The sequence below is a fragment of the Cobetia sp. PS-4MA genome, assembly GCF_057670765.1.
Map to the genome: position 1 here is coordinate 2,952,141 of NZ_CM173107.1, position 21,550 is coordinate 2,973,690.

Sequence of the window (21,550 nt, forward strand, 5' to 3'; positions counted from 1 at the left end):
AGGCGCACGCGCGTGGGGCGACTGGATCATGCCTCGGTAGCGGGCATCTCCCCTCCACACCCGCCACGCGAGCCCTTCAGGACATCGGAACGCGGAAGATGACGCTATCGCTCGCAATCTGCTCGAAGGCCAGGCCATGGGTCCGCGCCAGCCAGGCGAAGGTCGTCGGGCTGAACAGGCAGACATGGGTCGGGTCACGCAGATAGTGCCAACGCTTGAGCGCATCCAGATCATCCGCGGCGGGTTGCGTCATGATCCCCAGCAGGCCACCGGGTTTGAGACACCCAAGCCACTGACGGAAGACATCGCCGGGCGCGTAGAGATGCTCGATCACCTCGGTACTGACGATGAAATCATGCTGACGGGCGAGCGCTGCCGGGTTCGGGTGGTAATACAGATCATGCAATGCCATCGGGTGGCCGACTTCCTCGAACATCCGTGCCAGGGCTGGCCCCGGCCCACAACCGAAATCGAGCCCGCTGGCACCGGCCGCCAGCCGCTCGCACATCGGCGTGAACAGCCTGGACAGGAAGGTGCGATAGCGCGGGTCTGCCGGGTCGTTCTCGTGCTGGTCGTAGATGTCCTGCTCTGCGCGGGCATCCAGTCGTTGAGAGGGCGCGAGATACAGCAGATGACATTCGCCACACCGCAGGTAATCACGCTCGTCGGCAGGCGGACGCTGACCGGTCCGCGGACATGGCTTGCGTCGTTGCACCAGATGCAGCACAGGTTGACTGCCATGCGTCGCGCATAGCGGGCATTGATGGTCGGATTCAGGCAATGCCTGTGCCGGGAACTCGGGGGCAATGGGGGAAGATGACATCAGGGCTCCGCACAGGGCAAGGGACACGACAGGCACAAGACATGACAGGCACAAGACATGACAGGACGAGCACATCAGGGAAAGCGCATCAGGGAAAGCATCACCGAAAAGCACTACTGGTAAGCACTACTGGAAAACACGGCACACGAGAACCGCTCGGGCAGTGCCGTGGTCTGACTGTCTGACAGAGCGCCTCGGGACCACGCCAGCGACGTGATCCCGGATGTGCCGATGCCAGCATGATACTGGCAGAGCAAACGGGCCGCACGCCCCGTGCCACACACGACGAAGGTCAGTGCGTGCCCCCCGATGCCTCGAACCTGCATGACGTACGCCCCTCTGGCACAATGGGGCGCGACGGGCAGCGCAGGACTCGCCCTCTGACCAGTGCGGTATCTCACGCCAGACCACCGGAACTTCATGTGTGACGATGGAAAAGACTCTCAAGCGTTTTGAAAAGGCCATGGAACAGCGCCTTTTACCCCTCAAGGCCAATGCCGTCGCCTGGCTATGGCAGCGACTCTCGGGCCTGACCACCCGCCAGCTGTGGTGGATGGCGCGCCCGGTCGCGCGTCTCGTGCAACTGCTCAATCCGCGGGAACGGCGCGTCACGCGCAGAAATCTTGGCCAGGCCTTCCCTCATCAGCCGCGTGAGGCACGCGCACGCCTCGTGACCGAGAGCCTCGCGCACTCCACCGCCACCATGCTGGAGCTGGGCAAGGTATGGCTGGGTGATGAAGACGCGGTGCGCGATTCGATTCTCGAGGTGCACGGTCGCAATCTGCTCGACGAAGCCCGTGCCGAGGGACGTGGCGTGATCGTGCTGGCGCCGCACTTCGGCAACTGGGAAGTGCTCAATTTCTGGCTCTCGAGCCATTTCCCCTTCACTGCCATGTACGAGCCTCCCAAGTTCGAGCGGCTCGACCCGATCATTCGCAACGGGCGTGAGCGCATGGGGGCGAGACTGGTGCCTACCAACTCCCGCGGCGTGGCAGCGTTGCTGAAGGCGCTCAAGCGCGCCGAGGCGATCGGCATCCTGCCGGATCAGGAACCGGGACGCGGCAGCGGTGTCTTCGCCGACTTCTACGGCCGCCCCGCCTACACCGCCACTCTGCTCCCCAAGCTGGTGGCGAGAACCGACGCCCGCGTGGTGACCGGTGTCGCTCAACGCCTGGAAGATGGCCATGGCTTCGCCATCCACTTCCTCGCCGCGGATGAGGCGGTCTACACCGAAGACGAGGTCATCTCGGCGCGGGGAGTGAATGCCTCAGTGGAAGCCGCGATCGCCCTGGCGCCCGCGCAGTATCAATGGGAATACAAGCGCTGGCGCAAGAGCCCGGAAGAACTGGACGAGCAGCCGGGCTGGCGTGAGAAGCGCTTCTATCCCCGGGACGATTCCTGGCTTTCCCTCAAGGGCTGGCGCCGCCACCTCAAGTACCGCCGCCGCAACGCGAAGCGCTCCTGACTCTCCAGGGACAGGGCAGCACTGGCGCAAACCGGCACAAGCTTCCAGACTTTCCTGTACGGCGGCGAGCGATGCCAGTCGACTTGCCGAGGTAGCGGCGACAGGCCAGGGAGGCAGTGGAGCACATGAGCAAGCGCCAACAGGACATCCGTGGATGCGCAAGCATCAGACAGCTGATGGGGACGGCGCTCATCGGCTGTCTCTGCGCGTCGTCTCCTGCCTGGAGCGAGGCAAGCAGCAACGACACCCTCGATGGCGAGACCTCTGCTCATGCCCCGACTCTGGCATTGCAGGCGGCAAGCTCGGTTCCCGAGGACGCCCCCTCCCTGAGGCTGCCACCAGGGGCCGGCATGACTCGGCTGGCATCGATTCAGGCACCTCGCATGCTGCACCTCACCGCTCACGATGAGGTGTTGATCGGCTCGCGGGCCGGCAAGCTCTACCGAGGCCAGCTGGCCGATGATGGCAGCCTCAAGCGCATGGAAGTGCTGGTCGAGCTGGAAGGCTATCCCCACTCTGTCGTCGTCCGCGATGCGCGCCTGTATGTCGCGACCACGGACGCCCTGCTGGTCGCGGACTACCATCCCGGGATCTCCCTTGCCCCGAGCGACTTCCAGCGCGTGATCGCGATTCCCGGCGGCGGTGGCCACAACTCGCGTACGCTGAGCCTGGGCCCTGACAATGGCCTGTATCTGGCGCTGGGGATCCAGGGCAACTGCTCCGATCAATATCTGGCGGGCACCTCGCCTCGCTATCCACAGCAACAGCGCCGTGGGGGAGTGATGCGCCTTGAGGAAAGTGGCGAGCCTCCCGAGTGGCGTGCGTGGGCGAGTGGTCTGCGCAACCCCGTCGGCCTGACCTGGCAGGCACAGGCGACAGGAGAGACGCGCCTGCTGGCCACCAACAACGGACCGGACCACTGGGGCTACGAGCATCCCCGCGAGCTGGTGGTCGCTGCCCGCGAAGGCAGCTTCCATGGCATGCCCTGGTATCAGTGGATCGATGGCCGCTGGCAGGCAGATGATTGCATCACGAGCGATTCACCGCGCGAACGTGACGAGATTGCACCGCCACTGGCCGAGATCCCCGCTCGCAGTGCGCCGATGGGTATCGCGGTGGTGCCGCCTGGGCATCCATTGGCTGCTGACATGGATGTCGTGGTGGCAGTCCACGGCAGCTGGGGCACGGCACCGTCCGGCAAGGCGTGGGGAGACCCCGCCAGTCGTCGTGAGCCTCGCCTGCTGGGCCTCAAGCTGGCGACGCCAGACACTGAAGCACGCTTAGTGCCGGTACTGACCGGCCTGCAGGATGCCGCCAGCGGCGAGCGCTGGATACGCCCACTGGATGTAGCATTCGGCAAGGATGGCAGCCTCTACCTGACCAGCGATACCGGAGCCTCAGGACTCTATCGGATCACCTTCTCTCAGTGACCTCCAGCCGCCTCTGACTCGACACGGCGGCTCACGCGTTGATTCTTCGCCCAAGCGTTGAGCGAGCGTCTCGACGCTCTGCATCCATGGGGTGATCACATGCGTATGCTCTCAGGACGACGCCATCGCCGGAGCCTGCGCCATGACAAAGCCCTCCATCTTCTCGCCAGTTGCCAGACCTGCCCCCGGGGCTGTCCGTTCGGGCAGCGCCCTGACACGCACTCCGTGGCTGAGCATCATCATGCCAGTCCACAACGAGGCATCCGGTATCGTCTCGGCCTTGATCGCCTTGAGTCCACTGCGCGCGAGCGGGGATTGCGAGGTCATCGTGGTCGATGGCGGCTCCACGGATACTACCCGCGAGCTGGCAACGCCGCTGTGCGATCGCTGCCTGAGCAGTGATCCGGGCCGGGCAACGCAGATGAACGCCGGTGCCTCTCAGGCTCGTGGCCAATGGCTGCTGTTCCTGCATGCTGATACGCGCCTGCCGGCACATGTCCTCTCGGTACTGTCAGAGACCCTCGTCGAGCATCGCGAGTGCGACTGGGGTCGCTTCGATGTCGACATCGAAGGAGATTCTCCGCTGCTGCCCGTGATCGCCACGCTGATGAATCTGCGCTCACGCCTGACCAGCATCAGCACGGGTGATCAGACCCAGTTCGTACGACGCTCCACCTTCGAGGCCATCGAGGGCTTTCCCGTCGTGCCCCTGATGGAGGACATCCAGCTGAGCGTCAGGCTCAAGCGACTGACCTCGCCGCTGAACCTCTCCGCCAGAGTCACCACCAGTGGAAGACGCTGGGAAACCCATGGCGCCTGTCGCACCATCCTCAAGATGTGGGGGCTGCGCCTGGCAGCCTGGGGTGGCGTATCTCCTGTCCGTCTGGCGCGCCTCTATGGATATGGTGCCGCCGCTCAGGCCTGCGAACAGCGTGGCTTGCCTCATGCCTGAAACCTCGCTTGCTGACAGGGAAACCGACACGGCCGCGTATGACATGCGCCCGACGCTCATCATCTTCGGCCGCCTGCCACTGGCCGGACAATGCAAGACGCGGCTGATCCCTGCCCTCGGTCCCGAGGGGGCGGCACGCCTCTACTCGCGCATGCTGCGCAGAATCGTTCAGCAGGCCTGCGCCTCACGCCTCGGCAAGGTGGTCGTGATGCTGACTCCCTCCCCCGAGCACGCCCGGCAGCAACCTGAGCAGGCAGCCCTGCTGACGGAACTTGAGGATCAGTGGCGTGCAGAGAGCATGGCGGCACATGGCAGGCGGATCACGCTCGAGGCACAGCCACAGGGTGGGCTTGGGGAGCGCATGCATCAGGCCATGCTGCGCCACCTGCCCGCAGGCCCCGTGCTGCTGATGGGCTCTGACCTGCCCGCATTGGACAGTCAACGTCTGCGCGAGGCGGCGCGGTGCCTGCATGACCATGATGCGGTGCTGCAGCCCAGCGAAGACGGGGGATACGGATTGATTGGCCTGAAAGCAGCCTGCCCGGCGGCCTTCCAGCTGGATCACTGGAGCCATGCCGACGTGAGCCGGGAGACTCTTGCACTGCTGGCTCAGGCAGGCAGAAGCGTCGGTTGCCTGCCTGTCAGCTGGGATGTCGATGAGCCTCACGATCTGGTGCGCCTGAGGCGACACTTCCCAGCCCTGATGGCGAACCTCTCCTCCTGTCAGCCTGCATGACATCTTTCCTGCAGCGCATGACACGCTTCCCGCATCGCAGGAAGCCCTTTCCGCATCGCAGAAGGCCTCCCAAAGTCGCATGGGTTTTAGGGCGGCAGAGGCTTTTCCTGCACCGCTGGACTGTTACACTCGAGATATCGTGACGTCTGAGTCACAGCTTGACGGGGTGCCGGTAAGACCGGCTGAGATGTCATTCGCACTGTTCGAGGCCTTGCATCGAGGTGCGTGTATGACGATCCCGCCGAACCTGATCCGGTTAGTACCGGCGTAGGGATCAAGCGCGAAGTGTTGCCGCACATCATCTTCACCTCTTCCAGGTGAACGCCGCACCTCCCCCCGCTTTTTCCCTGCAGATTGCCGGACCTGACCACGCTCGAGCCAGACCTTTGCCACTCCATCACGGATTGGCAGCACGCTCACCGAGGGATGCGTCGATGCCCAGCTTTTCAGACCTGACCAGTGCCTGCGCCGAGGAATGGCGCGACTATCTCGAGCATGACTTCGTTCGCCAGCTCGGGGAAGGTCGTCTGCCAGAGGAGTCCTTCCGCCATTACCTGCAGCAGGACTACCTGTTCCTGATCCACTTCGCGCGCGCCTGGGCGCTGGCCGCCTACAAGAGCCGCACCCTCGCGGAGCTGCGTCAGGCCACGGCCAGTCTCGACACCATCCTCAATACCGAGCTCGATCTGCATATCGGCTACTGCAGCGAGTGGGGCATCAGCGAGGATGACCTGAGTGAGCTGCCGGAATCCCGCGCCACCCTGGCCTATACCCGTTACGTGCTGGATTGCGGCCAGCGCGGCGATCTTCTCGATCTTCACGTGGCGCTCGCGCCCTGCCTGATCGGCTACGGCGAGATCGCCGAGTGGCTGCTGGATCAGGACACCACCGAGATCGAGGACAATCCGTACGCGGACTGGATCGCGATGTACTCCAGCGATGACTTCAAGGAAGCGGTGGACGCCGAACGAGAATGGCTGGACGCTCGGCTCTCGGAGGTCTCGGAGCGCCGGCTGGGCGAACTGGTGGATGTCTTCCGCGATGCGACACGTCTCGAGATCGACTTCTGGCAGATGGGCCTTGATCGCGACTGATCCGTGGCTGGCCGTCGCCTGACAGGCCGCGCCAGCGCGAACGGAAGACACACCGATTTTCATCGGCCTGGGGACGTGGTCCTCTCGCCAATCATCCAGACACACCACAGGCCATCAGAGCCTGAATGCGAGCACGATGACCTGGGCCAGCACAACGCTCAGCACAGGTCATGCCCGCATTGAATTCTGAGCACGCTTGACGGGGTGCCGGTGGAACCGGCTGAGATCCTGCATGCATCACCTCGCCGCCAAATGGGCGAGGCTGCCAGCAAGGGGTCCCGTGGAACCTGAACCGGTTAGGACCGGCGTAGGAATCAAGCTGATGGTCAGCCGCTGCCCGCGGCCGCCTCGCTCCCGGGCCACCTGTTGGCAAGGAGTCGGCGATGGCCATCCTCTCCCTGCGCACGGTCTTCCCATGATGACGTCTGCCGTGACGTCGCCCTTTGAGGAGACCTGCATGAGCACTACCCCCACGACTCAAGATCCGCAAGCCACCAACGCCGCCGAACCGTCGCTCGCCCCCCAACCTGAGGCTGCGCCGAAGGCGCGCGCCCGTGCCGGTCGCAAGGATGGCAGTCGCCATCTCGCCAGCGAAGCCCGCGTCGACGCCGCCGCCATCGCGCCGCTGAGCGGCTCGCGCAAGATCTACATCGAAGGCTCTCGCCCGGACATCCGCGTGCCCATGCGCGAGATCGGCTGCTCGCCGACCCAGACCTCCAGCGGTCTGGAAGAGAATCCGCCGATCGTCGTCTACGACACCTCCGGCCCCTACACCGACCCGGCGGTCGAGATCGACATTCGTCGCGGGCTGGCGCCACTGCGCGAGAAGTGGATCGAGGAACGCGGCGATACCGAACAGCTCAATCAGCTGAGCAGCGAGTATGGTCGCGTGCGCCAGGCCGACCTGCGCCTGTCGTCCCTGCGTTTCGAGCTGGACCACCGCCCGCGTCGTGCCCTGCCGGGCAAGAATGTCACCCAGCTGCACTATGCGCGCCAGGGCATCATCACGCCGGAGATGGAGTACATCGCGATTCGTGAGAATCAGCGTCGTATCGCGCTGCGTGAGGAATATCAGGGCAGCGACTCCGTCGAGAGTATTCTGGGCCACCAGCACCCGGGTCACAGCTTCGGCGCCAACCTGCCCGACGAGATCACCGCCGAATTCGTGCGTGAGGAAGTCGCGCGTGGCCGCGCCATCATTCCCGCCAACATCAATCACCCGGAAAGCGAGCCGATGATCATCGGCCGCAACTTCCTGGTGAAGGTCAACGGCAACCTGGGCAACTCGGCGGTCACCTCCTCCATCGAGGAAGAGGTCGACAAGATGACCTGGGCGATCCGCTGGGGCTCCGACACCGTGATGGATCTCTCGACCGGCGCCAACATCCACGAGACCCGTGAATGGATTCTGCGCAACTCTCCCGTGCCCATCGGCACGGTGCCGATCTATCAGGCGCTGGAGAAGGTCGATGGCGTGGCCGAGAATCTTGATTGGGAGATCTTCCGCGACACGCTGATCGAGCAGGCCGAGCAAGGCGTCGACTACTTCACCATCCACGCCGGCGTCCTGCTGCGCTATGTGCCGCTGACCGCCAGCCGCGTGACCGGCATCGTCTCGCGCGGTGGCTCCATCATGGCCAAGTGGTGTCTGGCGCATCACGAGGAAAGCTTCCTCTATCGCCACTTCGAGGACATCTGCGAGATCTGCAAGGCCTACGACATCAGCCTGTCACTGGGCGATGGCCTGCGCCCGGGCTCGGTGGCCGATGCCAATGACGCCGCCCAGTTCGGCGAGCTCGAGACGCTCGGCGAGCTGACGAAGATCGCCTGGCAGCACGATGTCCAGGTCATGATCGAAGGTCCGGGTCACGTGCCGATGCACCTGATCAAGGAGAACATGGACAAGCAGCTCAGCGAGTGCGACGAGGCGCCCTTCTACACCCTCGGCCCGCTGACCACCGACATCGCCCCGGGCTACGACCACATCACCTCCGGTATCGGTGCCGCGATGATCGGCTGGTTCGGCTGCGCCATGCTCTGCTACGTGACCCCCAAGGAGCACCTGGGCCTGCCCAACAAGGACGACGTCAAGACTGGCATCATCACCTACAAGATCGCCGCGCATGCCGCGGACCTGGCCAAGGGGCATCCGGGCGCGCAACGTCGTGACAATGCACTCTCCAAGGCACGCTTCGAGTTCCGCTGGGAAGACCAGTTCAATCTGGGCCTTGACCCGGACACCGCGCGCAGCTTCCACGACGAGACGCTGCCCAAGGATTCGGCCAAGGTCGCCCACTTCTGCTCCATGTGCGGGCCGAAGTTCTGCTCGATGAAGATCACCCAGGAAGTCCGCGACTACGCCAACGAACACGGCCTGACCGGTGACGCCGACAGCGTGATGGCCGGCATGCAGGAGCAGGCTGACAAGTTCAAGCGCGAAGGCAGCCAGCTCTATCAGGAGGTATAGGTAGAGGGATTGGCGCACGAAAGGCTGACGCGCTGAGCCGCACGAAAAACGCCCCGACCATCACTGGTCGGGGCGTTTTCAATGGCCTGCTGCCAACCGCTCATGACACGTCATGAGCGTGATCCAGAGATCACGTGCGGCTGGTGACTTCCAGCAGGTGATAACCGAACTGGGTCTTCACCGGGCCCTGCACGGTGTTGATCGGTGCGCTGAACACGACTTCGTCGAATTCCTTGACCATCATGCCCGGGCCGAAGGCGCCCAGGTCACCGCCACTGCGACCGGACGGGCAGGAGGAGTGCTCGCGAGCGGCATCAGCGAAATCGCGGCCGTTCTCGATTTCGGTCTTGAGAGCTGCACACTGTTCTTCGCTGGAAACGAGAATATGACGCGCTGTGGCCTGTGCCATGTCTATCACCTGTCACTGATCGAATAAATGCCGCCGGCAATCACTGGCGGCGTGGCAGCACATTGTGGCCCAAGGCGACGCTCGCCGCTAGCGTCCGCCACAGACCCGGCGCTGATACTGGATGGCATCAAGGTCGCTGCTGCCCAGCAGCGCCGCTGTGGCAGCATTGCATTCCGCCTCAGCCAGTTGATCGGCACCTGATGATTCAGCCCACTGGATATTGCCGATGCTGGGCTGATAGCTGACCGCCGCATGGCAGGCCATGCGCCGCGTACTGTGGTAACGCTGGGAGGGCAGGGTCGGAGGATTGGCGGTCATTTCCTGACAGGTGGAAGCGAACATCTCACTGGCCGCCTGGCTGCAGCGGGTATGTGCCATGGCATTCTGCCGCTGGTTGGCACACACGGAGTCATTGAGAACACGCCACTGCAAGGTATCGAAATCGATCATCTGCCCTTGATAGCGGGTCTCGACATGTTCTCGCTGAAGCCCTGCTGTCGACGTCAGATGAGACGCTACCCCCTCCCCGAATTGCCCACTCATGCCGGATACCGCGTCCATTAATGCTGCCAATGCCGCACTGACAGAATTCATCACACACTCCTTGTGTTGATGCCTCCCGGCATATGCCGCCGGGGAGCCTTGCTCGATCATCCATGACCGTCACTTGCGGTGATATGATCTGGTAACGCTGCCTGGTAACGCTGCCTGGTAACGCTGCCTGATAACCCTGCCGGATAAGACCGACCGATAGCGTCAGCGCGCTCACTGCGATATTACCCGCTCACCGCCATCATTGCCTTGACGCTCAAGGGGATGGTGCCAACGCTTCCTCCTCCCGCAACGAGCCATCAGATTCAAGACTCCAGACGCGCGAACGCCCACCCGGAAGACCGGATGGGCGTTGTAGACGCTCGCCTGAGAGCGTCAGCAGCAGCCGCTTACTTGGCGACTTTCTGCATGGCCTCGGAGGCGGACTTGGCATTGTTCTCTGCCAGTTCCTGACCTTTCTTGGCGTATTCCTGGTTCAGCTCGACCACCTTCTGGGTGTCGTTCTGAAGCTTCTCGCCCAGAGACTTGACCGTCTCCTGCTGTTCCTTGACGAAGTTCTTCAGGCCTTCGCTGTCCTTGATCTCGAGCATGGAACGCGCCTGCGCCATGGAGGTGTCAACGTAGGACTTGGTCAGATCCATCTGAGCGCTGACCAGCTTCTCGCTGTAATCGAGGCTCAGGGCGCTGAAAGCACGCAGCGGAGCGAAGAACATGTCGTCGAACTGCTGAGAGGCCTTCTCAAGATTGGTGTTGAACATGGGGCACCCTCCAGGGTTTGGCATCACACGGAAAATGAAGCGGAGCTTTGCTCCGTTGGCTACCAGGACTGAACCAAGCTTGTGAGCCATGAGGTCGAGATCTCACTGCAAGCCAGCATTCTCGACAGGTTCCATCCTCGCTGCAGTGCAGCATAAGCCACCTCTTGCTGCACTGCAACATCAGGAACGCAATATTGATCAACCCCCTTGCCCTGCGAGTCTGCTGCCGGGCTGACTCCCCTCTTGTCCAGAGACGCCAAGCCCCTGAATGTCATGAAGATTTCAGTCGCTCGCACGACATCGCTGGCACAACATCCTGTCGCCCAGCAATTCGCGCTGACCCTCGCTACGACATAACGCCACACTGGCCTTGGACAACCAGCGACGACACTCATCACAACGTGGCTGCAGGTATTGCATCTCATCATGGCCAGACCCCATGCCACGATGGCCGTGCGACACGTCAGAGGCTTTCGCGCCAGCGGAAGACACGCCCTGCAGCCTCACGTCAGAAACTGAAGGCTGCCAGTCCTGAGCCTGCAAGCCGTGGCACGTGGACGAGGGCATGGTCTGCGTCATGCCGGACATCAGTGTCTGGAAAGAGGATGAGATGGCCTTTGGAGGAGTGGCCCGGCGAGTCTCGGAAGGTGTTGGCCCCTCCTCACGAGGCGTGACCTGAGGAGCGTCATCCCCGCTTGAAGAAGGGATGGCGTCATCACGCACGGGGGCCACCGAGGGGGAAGCGGATGGGTCCTGGGGTGGCGCCCAGGCGTAGGCCGTCTGCTCATCGGGATGGATGGCCACGGTGGCATGTTCTGACAAGCCGAGTCGCGACGCCCAGTCGACCCGTGATGGGCCATGCTGCGCCAGGATGGCACGACCGAGACGCCTCAGACGACGCGGGTCGATCCGGTGGGTGAAATCACGCATGCGGGCGACGGAGGCCGCCCCGCTCCCCAGATTGAGGCATTCTTCGGACAACCCGCGCAGGTCCACCAGCGCTCGACTGTCCAGAATATCTTCGGGAGGCCGGCTGACCTGTTCCTCGGCGGCAATGACCAACCGATGCGTCAATTGTGGCTGCAGCACCATCCCGAGTCTGGAAGGCAGGAGACCTGAGCTCTCCAGCCAGCGGCGAAAGCACTGCTGCTGTTCCTTGAGTGCCAGCAGCGGTGATGGCGTCAACCGCAACTCATCACCGCTATGAACGACCTCCCCGATATCTTCCAATGAGCCCTGCCCGACGGAAGCGCCTTGCTCGACAGAGGGGCCCTGGTGCGCGCTCAGCTCGCCAAATGGCGAGATCGTCAGCGGGAGATCAAAGCAGGACGCATCCAGTACCCAGAATTGCATGAGGCGATTGATCAACACGTGATCCAGCTCGATCACGCCATCATCCCCTTCCAGGCGCAGGTCATGCAGCACGACCCAGTCATCGCGCGACTCGAACAGAGTGTTCAGGAATCGGGCGAGCGAACGACGACGCTCCTGATGCGCTCGAACGCCTCGCAGCATCCTCAGAACCTGCTGGCGCTCCTGGGTGCTCAAGGTGGCATTCTGCGCCAATACCTCAAGTACCAGAACGTCATACTCCCTGGAGTCACAATCCTTGAGCAGCATGGGAGCCTCTAAATTTAGAACATTAAGATGTTTTCAGTGTAGTCATCGCAGTGCCATCTCTGCCACCTGCTACCTGTCAGGGCATCCACCAGCCAGGGGGAACAAGCAGGGGAGAAACGGGTACAGGGCAGATCTTCAGGATAGCGCTTCAGGACAGACCTTCAGGATAGATCAGGCTGATGATGATAGGGCAGCATCGCCTCCACCTGGCGTCGCGCCCCGCTCAACCAGCGCGCTTCCTCCTCAAGCGCGTCAGCCACGGCTGACTGCAGTCCGGGATGTACCAGCCAGTGCAATGACCAGGTGTCATAGGCCGAGAAGCCGCGGCTGATCTTGTGCTCACCCTGTGTGCCCGGATCAAAGCGCGTCAGTCCCCGCTCAAGGCAGAACTCCAGCCCCTGGTAATAGCAGACCTCGAAATGCAGGCAGTCCGCCTGCACTTCACTGCCCCACCAGCGCCCATAGAGGCAATCGGCACCGACAAGGCACAACGCAGCCGCCACAGGATCGCCATGTTCATCACGCGCCTGCACCAGCAGCAGCTGCTCGGGCATGCTGCGCCTTAAGCGCTGAAAGAACGCCAGTGTCAGGTAGGGCCGTTGTCCGCGCTCCAGATAGGTCATGCAGTAACAGCGATGGAATGCTTCGAGATCGCTCTCACCGATGGCTTCACCGCTGAGACGCGCGAGGGTGATGCCCTGCTCGAGCACCTTGCGGCGCTCGCGGCGGATCTCCTTGCGTCGCTTGGAGCGCAGACTGCCCAGCCACTCATCGAAGTCTCGCTCACCTCGCGACTGCCAGTGATACTGCATGCCACCACGCAGCATCAGCTGCGGACTGACGGCTTGCCAGTCGCGGCACTCGTCGAGATCCGCGAACAACAGATGAAAGCCACTGTGCTCAAAGCGTCGCAAGGGCCCGCCTGCGTCGACGGCGGGTGCCACGCCGGCCTGAAGCCTGGGCCACAACCAGGCAAGCAGCGCTCGGCGGGAAGGGCCTCCCGTCTCCGATGAGGCCAGGACCAGCCGCGGACCAGCGCTCGGCGTGAAGGGAACTGCCGACAGCTGCTTGGGATAATAACGCCCACCGGCCTGCTCCAGCGCCTCGGCCCATTGCTGGTCAAAGACATACTCGCCCCGCGAGTGCAGCTTGAGATAGCGCAGCAAGCCGGCGACAAGCCGTCCTGACTCGTCACGCACCAGCAAGTGCGCCGGGTACCAGCCCGTAGACGCGCAGGCCGCGCCGCTGTCTTCCAGTGCACGAAGATAGGCATGTTGCAGAAAGGGATACTCTTTTCCCGCCAGCGCATCCCATTCTGCGGGCGTGACAGCGCTGATCGACGAGAGCACGTCCAGCTGCCAGTTCGCGCCACGTCTGTCAGTGGCCTCAGTCCCGATCTGCCTTCGCGACGCATCACTCTCCTGATGCCCTGCTTCCCGGTGCTCGCTCACCCTGCTCTCCTCTGAAGATGCCCACTCTGCCGCCCGGCCGATATGCCGCCTGCCCCAGGACATGCTAGTGTGTCGCCATGATGCAAGACAATGAGACTGCCATGACTGATACATCGCCTCCCGCCGACAAGCCTGAGCCCACGCGCGATACGGCGACGGCTACCGAGCGTCCCACCACTCCCTCTGCGCAGGAAACCCGCGCCGAGACCAATGCCATGGCACTGGCTTCCTTTGCCCTGAGCGTGCTGGGCTGTCTGCTGGCACCCGCGGCATTGGGTGGTATCGTCTGCGGTCATCTCGCCCGCCGACAGATTCGCCAGCGCGGTGATGCCGGCGATAGCTGGGCGCTGGCCGGCCTCATACTGGGCTACCTGCTCATCGCGTTGTCATTGGCGGGTCTGCTGATGTTCGGCGGCATGATGCTCACCATGTTCGGTATCATGGCGTTCAGCAGCTGACGCAGGACGACCCTCCTTCAGCCTGCCCCCGATTTTCATGCCAGCGGGACACCCTGCCGCCTTGAGCACCTGGTGTGCTCCCGCCAGCGATTCCGGCTCCTGTGAGCCGCCTCATACCTGAGCGAGCCTCGATGCTGCACTCGATTCTCGATAATGATTTCTACAAGTTCACCATGCAGAACGCGGTGGTGAAACTGTTTCCCTACGCACGCACCCGTTACGCCTTCATCAACCGGGGCCAGCATGCCTTCCCCCCGGGATTCGGCGAAGCACTGCGCGCGGCCGTGGATGACATGGCACGCCTGGCGCTGAGTGCTGAGGAAAAGGAGTTTCTGGAGCAACAGTGCCCCTTCCTCGACCCCACCTATCGTGACTTTCTTGCCGGCTTTCGCTTCGATCCCGCGGAAATCACCATCACCCAGTCGGGTGAGGAGCTTGAGGTCCATATCGAGGGCTACTGGTACCGCACCATCCTGTGGGAAGTCCCGCTGATGGCGATGATCAGTGAGCTCTGGTACCGCCTTGGTGGCGATCAGCGTGACAGCGACAAGAGCGTGCGTGACAGTACGCTGACCAAGATCGAGCACTACAAGCGTCTGGGGGTACGTGTCGCCGAGTTCGGGACGCGTCGTCGCCATTCCTATGCGGTCCATGATCAGGTAGTGGCCGCCCTCAAGGAACAGGGCCGTGGCTGCTTCATCGGTACCAGCAATGTCCACATGGCCCAGCGTCATGGCACCAAGCCCATCGGGACGCATGCTCACGAGTGGTTCATGTTTCATGCAGCGCGCTTCGGGTTCAAGATGGCCAACATCCTGGCGCTGGAAAACTGGGTGAAGGTCTACCGGGGTGATCTGGGGATCGCGCTTTCAGATACCTTTACCAGTCGTGCCTTCTTCAGAAGCTTCGACAAGAAGTTCGCCAAGCTGTTTGATGGGGTACGGCACGACAGCGGTGATCCCATCGAGTTTGCCGAAGCGACCATCCGCCACTATGAGTCGCTGGGCATTGATCCCAAGACCAAGACGATCATCTTCTCGGATGGTCTGGATACCGACAAGGTTGACCGTATCGTGCGCTACTGTGCCGGTCGTATCGGCATGTCGTTCGGGATCGGCACCAACTTCACCAATGACGTCGGCCCCCAGCCGATGAACATGGTCATCAAGATGACGGAAGCCCGGCCCGAGGGTCAGGATTGGGTGCCGGTGATCAAGCTGTCGGATGTGTCCAGCAAGCATACGGGTGATCCGGACATGATCCGTCTCGCGCATCAGGTGCTCTCGCTCAAGGAGCTGGATCAGACGGCAGACTGACGCGTTCGCCCCTGACACCGTCACCCCGCAATGAAGAAGCCCGTTCAGGATGATGCCTGAACGGGCTTCTTCATGTAGGTCACGCATTCGGCGTCACGACAACCTGCTCACGTCTGCGGCTGGGTCTTCGGTGACTTGAACACGCCATTGAACAGATTGAGCATGACCTGCCAGGAGGCAGCATCCGCCGACGCATCATAGCCGAGCGGGAGGTCGTACCTGGCGGCCTTGGCATCCGACTCCGGATTGGTGAACGCATGCTTCGCCCCCGGATACTGGATCAGGGTCGTCCGCGTACCGAGGGATTCAAAGGTAGACAGCAGCGTGTCCAATCCTTGCTGCGATACCAGAGAATCCGCCTCGCCATTCTGGATCACGACGCGTCCGGCGAAGGGCTCGGGATTCTCGACGGCGATTCCAGGGCTGCCGTGGAAGCTGACGACAGCCTTGAGCGGAGCGCCGGAAAGCGCCATGTTCAACACGACACCTCCCCCGAAGCAATAGCCGATGGCCGCAAGGCGGTCACCATCCACCTCGGGGCGAGAACGCAGCACCGCCAGCGCCGAATTGAAGCTGGATTCGGCCTTCGGCCAGTCACTCATCACCGCCGACGAGAAGGCCTTGGCATCCTCGGGATGCTCCGCCGTGCGGCCTTCACCGTACATGTCTACCGCCATCACGACATAGCCGAGCCCCGCCAGCTGCTCCGCGCGCTTGCGAGCATAACTGTTGAGCCCCCACCACTCATGGACCAGCAGTATGCCGGGACGACGTCCCTTGGCCTTGGCATCACGCGCGATCAGCCCGACATGCTCCTCACCATTGGCACGATAGGTCACGACCTCGGTGACGACCTGCGGTCCTTCGAGGCGGTCGACGAGGGTGCCATCATCGGCCGCCAATGCCTGCCCCGCGGACAGCACCGATTGTGCAAACAACAGACTTCCGGCGCACCAGCCACGTAACATACGCATCGCCCACTCCTTGTGCAGATTGACAGAGTACAGAATGATGGAACGTGCCCACTGTCGTGTCGCGGTCACATCCCTTACTCCCGATTGTCCTCGCTCACCGAGCTTGATGCCACTACCACCCGGTTACGACCACTCCGCTTGGCACTGTAAAGCGCCATGTCAGCACGATGCAGGAAGTCGTCACGGCTCTCCCCGGGCAGCGGCGTGGCGACGCCGAGACTCACGGTACACAGCAGCTCCTGCTGCATGAACGCGAAGGTCATGCCGGCAATCTTCTGACGCAGACGCTCTGCCATGCCGACAGCGGTGGCGACCCCGGCATCAGCCAGCAAGATGCCGAATTCCTCGCCCCCCAATCGCCCGAAATAGTCATTGCGCCGCAATTGCTGCTGACAGATGCCGCCCAACCCACTCAACAACTGGTCTCCGGCGGCATGACCGAAGCTGTCATTGACCCGCTTGAAGTGATCCACATCGAACAGGACCAGGGCAATCTGGTCCCGCGAGGCGGATACCAGCAACGTATCCAGCATGGAGAGGAAGCAGCTGCGGGTCATGGCACCGGTCATCGCGTCCGTCATGGCTTCATGCTCGCGCCGCTGTTCGATCAGCTTGCGTTCATTGATATTGCGCGAGACCGACAGAATCCTGAGATAGCGGCCGGTCTTGGGGTCCATCGAGGGCGTGGAGATGGATTCGAACCACAGCGTATGGCCCTGCTTGTGGAGAATTCGGAAGTCGACACGAAAGACCTCTCCAAGACAGGCGGAACGATGGACCTTCCTGGCGACGCGGTCTCTGTCATCCGGATGAATCAGCAGCTTGATCTCGCTGCCCTCGATGTCATTCACGCCAAACCCGCAAAGCCTCTCGACGGATGGACTGATGTACTGACAGATCCCGTCACTGCCTTCAATGCTGACCATGTCGCTGACGGAATCGAGAATGAATCGATAGCGCTCCTCGCTCTGACGCAGCGCCCGCTCGATGTGATGGCGCGCCGTGATGTCGTCACAGTAACCATTCCATGTCACGCTGCCATCGATGGGGTCCATCGGTTGGGGCAAGGCCACGCAGGCCAGCCGCCGGGTTTCCCCATCTGGATGCTCATAGTAGATATCCGGCTCCCAGGGCGACTGGGTTTCGGCACTGGCGCGTGCCGATTCAAGCAGTCTTTGCCGCTCCTGGTCATTGAGATGCGACAGGAAGCGCGATGCATCCTCAAGTGTCGCGTCAACTTCCTCTCCCAGCAGTTGATGGGCGACCGGCGATAGATAGGTATAGGTGAACTCATCCTCCCGGCTGAGCCGGCATTGAAACACCATGCCCGGCATCTGCTGTATCAGATACTCCAGCTGGCGTCGGTGAGCCTCGCTTTCACTGATGTCACTCAGTTGCCCCAACACCTCTCTGACGGCGCCTCCGGCCGCATAGTAGAGGTGCATGTCATCCTGCAGATAGCATTGGCGGCCATCCACATGGCGGAAGGAGTAACGCAGGCTGACGCTGGCACTGCGCGAGTCGACGGCCTCCTGAAAGCGTGCCTGACATTCCGCCAGGTCATCCTCGCAGATGCGTGACTGCCAGATTCGCGGGCTGGCCAGCAGCAGGTCCCGCGACAGGCCCGCCAGCATCTCGACGCCGGAGGAGATGGATTGCAGCTCCTCCAGTGGCCAGGGGCCTCGCGCACAATAGCGCACCCCCGGGGTGTCATTGAGCTGAGTCATCAACCGCTGACGTTGATTGACCGCCTGCTCCAACCGGTGATGAGTCGCGCTGATGTCACGCACCATCACGGCGACTCGAGGCGAGTCTCCTTGCTGCGTCCGACCCAGATTCACCAGCTGGACGGAAAGACGACAATCGCCACGTGGCAAGCTCAGGCTGACGTCACACTGCAAGGTCCCGGCTCCTTCCAGACAATGCATGACGTGGGAGTGATACACCCGCTCCAGGGTCTGTCCCGCATGTGCCATGGCGGCGTCATGGTAGAGGTGCCATGCCGGATTCGCCTCATGCAGGTACAGGGAGGACCCTCTCACCTCCAGCATGGCCATGGGGTCTCTGCTGCGCATCAGCATCATGCGATAAGCCTGAAGCTGCTGCCGCTCGTGGGCAAGTGCCTGTTCTCGTAGGGAGATATCGACGACTCGACCGCAGACCGGGTGATTCGCGCCGGAGCGCCAGAGTGTTTCCTCCACCAGCACGCCGTGTCCACTGCGATCCCTGATGCGATAGGTCATCGACCCGGCAGGAGCACCGGAGGCCCGGAAGTCTCTGACTCGCTGACGATCTGCCGCCACGATCAGGGAGAACCACAGTTCGGGATGCTTGAGGAAGTCGCGCTCGCCATACCCGAGCAGACGCTCCACTGCAGGATTCAGGGTAAGGAAGCGCTGGCCGTCCGCGCTCAACATGAACAGGACATCCCCTGCGACGGCATGGTAATGGTGCAGCAGGCGGGCATCTGAGAACGATTCCAGCAATGTGAGACTCCCCTTTGGGTCAGACGTCGCCCCTCAGAGTGCGTCATCACCCCGCGCAAGACCAGTGCGTCACGCCAACGCTGGAGGGCACGTCAGCGTCAAGGGCAGGCAGGCCCATACCGCCTCCGGACTGACAATCTCGATGGGCAGCACGAAAACGCCCGACCCGGAACAGAGTCCGGGCCGGGCGTGAAGGGGTCAGAGCGGAAGGTGCTAGCCTTGTGCGGTACGTGCACCGACCATGGCATCAGCCTGCAGAGTATCCGGCTCGCTGACCGTGTCATGCGGGGCGCCATCGCGGGCGACATCCTTGCGCACTCGGCTCGCTGCAGAGGGCGCCTTGGCTCGCCTCTGCGCCGCGCCGGTAGCGTGACGTCGCGTGGCAGTTTCCTGCCGCTCACCACCACGGGCGCGGGAGTGCTCCAGCAATGAACGAAAGTCATCCGGCGTCATGTCAATGCGCTCTGCGGCGGCACTCTCCTGCCAGAGAACATAGATGGCCGGCTGCTCACGCCCGAGATCCATGCCGACCACGCGTCCCTGACGTTGTGTCCCGGGATCGCGCAGCGTCGCACCGATCAGTTCGTGGGCTTCGCGAATGGCATCGTGCATCTGAGACAGCCTGCTTTGGAAGTCAAGAGATCTGCCGAGAACAGCGGCAGTGTGGCAATACCTTCCCTGCATTGCCCCAGTACATGAACATTCGCAGGACGAAAGCGTGCCTGCATGATCTGACATGCCACCCGCGCTCACGAGCGACGTACACGGCGCATGTCAAGAGCAAAGTGTAACACATGTTCATAGTTTCGCTAATCACACCGACACCACCCACAAGAAAGCGGCACATTGCCTGCCATTCGACACTTTTCACCGCACGTTATGCCGACCAACTTCAGAGAGTGTCGCCATCTTTGTAATCTCTGTCTCTCATGCCCCACGCGAATGATGCCAAACGAAGACACGAATGCCTGGAGGACGAGCATCGCTAGGCAAGCCCTCATCTCGAGATTCAGGCGAAAAAAAACCTCCCATGACTGGGAGGTTCAAAGAGTGGATGACGCGATGTCATTCCGAGCAGCATCGAAGCCGGTCTTGGCGCCAACCCTGACCGACATACGATTGAGAGGGGACGAGTGACATTGCCTTGTCCGTGGAGCCTGAGCGCGACGCGAGAATCCTCGGGCCACTCGTCCTCACCTGGGGGAGCCTGTCGAGTCTCTGACAGGGCTCCGAATTCTGAGACCTCACCTGTGCCAGCCTGAAGAGATGGCCTCTTCAGGGAACCTCAGGCGAGGCCTTGAGTCATCTTACTTGGCGGCCTGCATGGCCAGTGCGGTGTCGAGCATACGATTGGAGAAGCCCCATTCGTTGTCGTACCACGCCATGACCTTGACCAGACGCCCTTCGCTGACGCGAGTGTGGTTGCTGTCGAAGGTGGAGGAATGCGCATCGTGGTTGAAGTCGATGGACACCAGCGGCAGCTCGTTGACGGCCAGCACGCTGGAGCCTTCGGCAGCCTTGGTCACGATGGCATTGATCTCTTCGATGGAGGTATCGCGAGAGGCCGTGAAGGTCAGATCGACCAGCGAGACATTGATCACCGGCACGCGAATCGCCAGACCGTCCAGCTTGCCATTGAGTTCCGGCAGCACCAGGCCTACGGCTGCCGCGGCACCGGTCTTGGTCGGAATCATGGAGTGCGTGGCACTGCGGGCACGGTACGGGTCGGAGTGGTAGACATCCGACAGGTTCTGATCGTTGGTGTAGGCATGGATGGTGGTCATCAGACCGTTCTCGATGCCGACTTCGTCGTTCAGCGCCTTGGCGACCGGTGCCAGGCAGTTGGTGGTGCAGGACGCGTTGGACACGACCTGATGCTCCGCCTTCAGCGTGTCTTCGTTGACACCGAACACGATGGTGGCATCGGCATCACCGCTCGGCGCGGAGATCAGCACACGCTTGGCGCCGGCTTCGATATGCTTGGCGGCAGCGGCACGCTTGGTGAACAGACCCGTGCATTCCATCACCAGGTCAACATTCAGGCTGGACCACGGCAGTTTGGCCGGATCGCGTTCCGCCAGGATACGAATCTTGTCTTCACCGACGAACAGGTTCTCTTCGTCATGAGAGACCGTCTCGGCGAAACGACCATGCACGGTGTCGCGGCTCAACAGATGAGCGTTGAGCTTCGGATCTCCCAGATCGTTGATGGCAACGACCTGAATGCGATCATTGTATTGGCCTTCATACAGCGCACGCAGCACGTTGCGACCGATGCGACCAAAACCGTTGATGGCGACGCGTAATGTCATGACTCAACTCCTGTGGCGTATGGCAGGTGCAGGTTGGCACATGGCTTCACTGCTCGGGAAGACTTGACGCATCCCGGGCAGACCAACGTGGCTCATGAAAGTATCCTACACGCTTTTACGTTAATTTGGCCGAAAGTCGTCCAGTCTTCAAGCAGTTTTTTTGTTAAGTTTACCGAATATTTCGAACAAATGCGTTTCCTGAGCAACGTGACGCGCTACTGTAGCCTGCTCTCGGCAGGATGACCGA

General features: G+C 62.1%; 18 protein-coding genes and 2 riboswitches. Of the genes, 8 read left to right on the forward strand and 10 right to left on the reverse strand.

Features of this window, described 5'->3' with window-relative positions:
- Positions 1 to 76: 76 nt before the first annotated feature.
- On the reverse strand, positions 77 to 823 hold the full coding sequence (locus AC26AR_RS12600; protein ID WP_488107143.1) for a class I SAM-dependent methyltransferase: 747 nt from the start codon (positions 821 to 823) through the stop codon (positions 77 to 79).
- 430 nt (positions 824 to 1,253) lie between these two features.
- Here AC26AR_RS12600 and AC26AR_RS12605 point away from each other — a divergent pair, with 430 nt between their 5' ends.
- The 6 genes from AC26AR_RS12605 (at position 1,254) to thiC (ending at position 8,967) form a co-directional block, all read left to right on the forward strand.
- Positions 1,254 to 2,288, forward strand: a complete 1,035-nt coding sequence (locus tag AC26AR_RS12605) for a lysophospholipid acyltransferase family protein (RefSeq protein ID WP_240499668.1) — start codon at positions 1,254 to 1,256, stop codon at positions 2,286 to 2,288.
- Positions 2,289 to 2,413: 125 nt separating this feature from the next.
- Positions 2,414 to 3,718, forward strand: coding sequence for a PQQ-dependent sugar dehydrogenase (locus AC26AR_RS12610; protein WP_488107144.1), 1,305 nt, complete (start codon positions 2,414 to 2,416; stop codon positions 3,716 to 3,718).
- Positions 3,719 to 3,860: 142 nt separating this feature from the next.
- Positions 3,861 to 4,670 (forward strand): TIGR04283 family arsenosugar biosynthesis glycosyltransferase, encoded by an 810-nt coding sequence (locus tag AC26AR_RS12615; protein ID WP_488107145.1) that lies wholly within the window; start codon positions 3,861 to 3,863, stop codon positions 4,668 to 4,670.
- A gap of 43 nt (positions 4,671 to 4,713) precedes the next feature.
- Positions 4,714 to 5,406, forward strand: a complete 693-nt coding sequence (locus AC26AR_RS12620) for a TIGR04282 family arsenosugar biosynthesis glycosyltransferase (RefSeq protein WP_341542345.1) — start codon at positions 4,714 to 4,716, stop codon at positions 5,404 to 5,406.
- Between the two features lie 152 nt (positions 5,407 to 5,558).
- Positions 5,559 to 5,697, forward strand: a riboswitch (TPP riboswitch).
- Positions 5,698 to 5,840: 143 nt separating this feature from the next.
- The gene (tenA, locus tag AC26AR_RS12625; protein WP_077375119.1) at positions 5,841 to 6,500 is read left to right on the forward strand and encodes a thiaminase II; all 660 of its coding nucleotides are present in this window, start codon (positions 5,841 to 5,843) and stop codon (positions 6,498 to 6,500) included.
- A gap of 190 nt (positions 6,501 to 6,690) precedes the next feature.
- A riboswitch (TPP riboswitch) is annotated at positions 6,691 to 6,831 on the forward strand.
- 126 nt (positions 6,832 to 6,957) lie between these two features.
- Positions 6,958 to 8,967 carry a phosphomethylpyrimidine synthase ThiC gene (gene thiC, locus AC26AR_RS12630; protein ID WP_136938788.1) on the forward strand — a complete coding sequence of 670 codons (2,010 nt, stop codon included), beginning with the start codon at positions 6,958 to 6,960 and terminating at the stop codon, positions 8,965 to 8,967.
- 130 nt (positions 8,968 to 9,097) lie between these two features.
- Here thiC and AC26AR_RS12635 read toward each other — a convergent pair whose 3' ends face one another.
- From AC26AR_RS12635 to AC26AR_RS12655, 5 genes are all read right to left on the reverse strand, one after another.
- The gene (locus tag AC26AR_RS12635) at positions 9,098 to 9,376 is read right to left on the reverse strand and encodes a peptidylprolyl isomerase (protein WP_043331408.1); all 279 of its coding nucleotides are present in this window, start codon (positions 9,374 to 9,376) and stop codon (positions 9,098 to 9,100) included.
- A gap of 87 nt (positions 9,377 to 9,463) precedes the next feature.
- Positions 9,464 to 9,970, reverse strand: a complete 507-nt coding sequence (locus AC26AR_RS12640) for a hypothetical protein (protein WP_127734635.1) — start codon at positions 9,968 to 9,970, stop codon at positions 9,464 to 9,466.
- A gap of 347 nt (positions 9,971 to 10,317) precedes the next feature.
- Positions 10,318 to 10,686 (reverse strand): phasin family protein, encoded by a 369-nt coding sequence (locus AC26AR_RS12645; protein ID WP_488107146.1) that lies wholly within the window; start codon positions 10,684 to 10,686, stop codon positions 10,318 to 10,320.
- A gap of 282 nt (positions 10,687 to 10,968) precedes the next feature.
- Positions 10,969 to 12,306, reverse strand: coding sequence for a nuclease-related domain-containing protein (locus tag AC26AR_RS12650; protein ID WP_488107147.1), 1,338 nt, complete (start codon positions 12,304 to 12,306; stop codon positions 10,969 to 10,971).
- Between the two features lie 161 nt (positions 12,307 to 12,467).
- Positions 12,468 to 13,757: a GNAT family N-acetyltransferase gene (locus AC26AR_RS12655; RefSeq protein WP_417285749.1), complete on the reverse strand. Its 1,290-nt coding sequence runs from the start codon at positions 13,755 to 13,757 to the stop codon at positions 12,468 to 12,470.
- A gap of 101 nt (positions 13,758 to 13,858) precedes the next feature.
- On the opposite strand from AC26AR_RS12655, the gene AC26AR_RS12660 reads away from it, so the two are divergent.
- Together AC26AR_RS12660 and pncB are read left to right on the forward strand one after the other, a co-directional pair.
- Positions 13,859 to 14,215 carry a DUF4190 domain-containing protein gene (locus AC26AR_RS12660; RefSeq protein WP_240499666.1) on the forward strand — a complete coding sequence of 119 codons (357 nt, stop codon included), beginning with the start codon at positions 13,859 to 13,861 and terminating at the stop codon, positions 14,213 to 14,215.
- Between the two features lie 131 nt (positions 14,216 to 14,346).
- A complete protein-coding gene (gene pncB, locus AC26AR_RS12665; protein WP_084208033.1) occupies positions 14,347 to 15,531 on the forward strand; it encodes a nicotinate phosphoribosyltransferase in 1,185 nt (394 codons plus the stop codon).
- A gap of 107 nt (positions 15,532 to 15,638) precedes the next feature.
- Here pncB and AC26AR_RS12670 read toward each other — a convergent pair whose 3' ends face one another.
- The 4 genes from AC26AR_RS12670 to gap form a co-directional block, all read right to left on the reverse strand.
- Positions 15,639 to 16,505: a dienelactone hydrolase family protein gene (locus tag AC26AR_RS12670; protein WP_136938791.1), complete on the reverse strand. Its 867-nt coding sequence runs from the start codon at positions 16,503 to 16,505 to the stop codon at positions 15,639 to 15,641.
- 74 nt (positions 16,506 to 16,579) lie between these two features.
- Positions 16,580 to 18,991 carry a diguanylate cyclase gene (locus tag AC26AR_RS12675; RefSeq protein WP_488107148.1) on the reverse strand — a complete coding sequence of 804 codons (2,412 nt, stop codon included), beginning with the start codon at positions 18,989 to 18,991 and terminating at the stop codon, positions 16,580 to 16,582.
- A 213-nt stretch (positions 18,992 to 19,204) separates the two neighbouring features.
- On the reverse strand, positions 19,205 to 19,603 hold the full coding sequence (locus AC26AR_RS12680; protein WP_191237555.1) for a hypothetical protein: 399 nt from the start codon (positions 19,601 to 19,603) through the stop codon (positions 19,205 to 19,207).
- A 695-nt stretch (positions 19,604 to 20,298) separates the two neighbouring features.
- Positions 20,299 to 21,303 (reverse strand): type I glyceraldehyde-3-phosphate dehydrogenase, encoded by a 1,005-nt coding sequence (gap, locus tag AC26AR_RS12685; RefSeq protein WP_077375144.1) that lies wholly within the window; start codon positions 21,301 to 21,303, stop codon positions 20,299 to 20,301.
- Between the last annotated feature and the right edge of the window lie 247 nt (positions 21,304 to 21,550).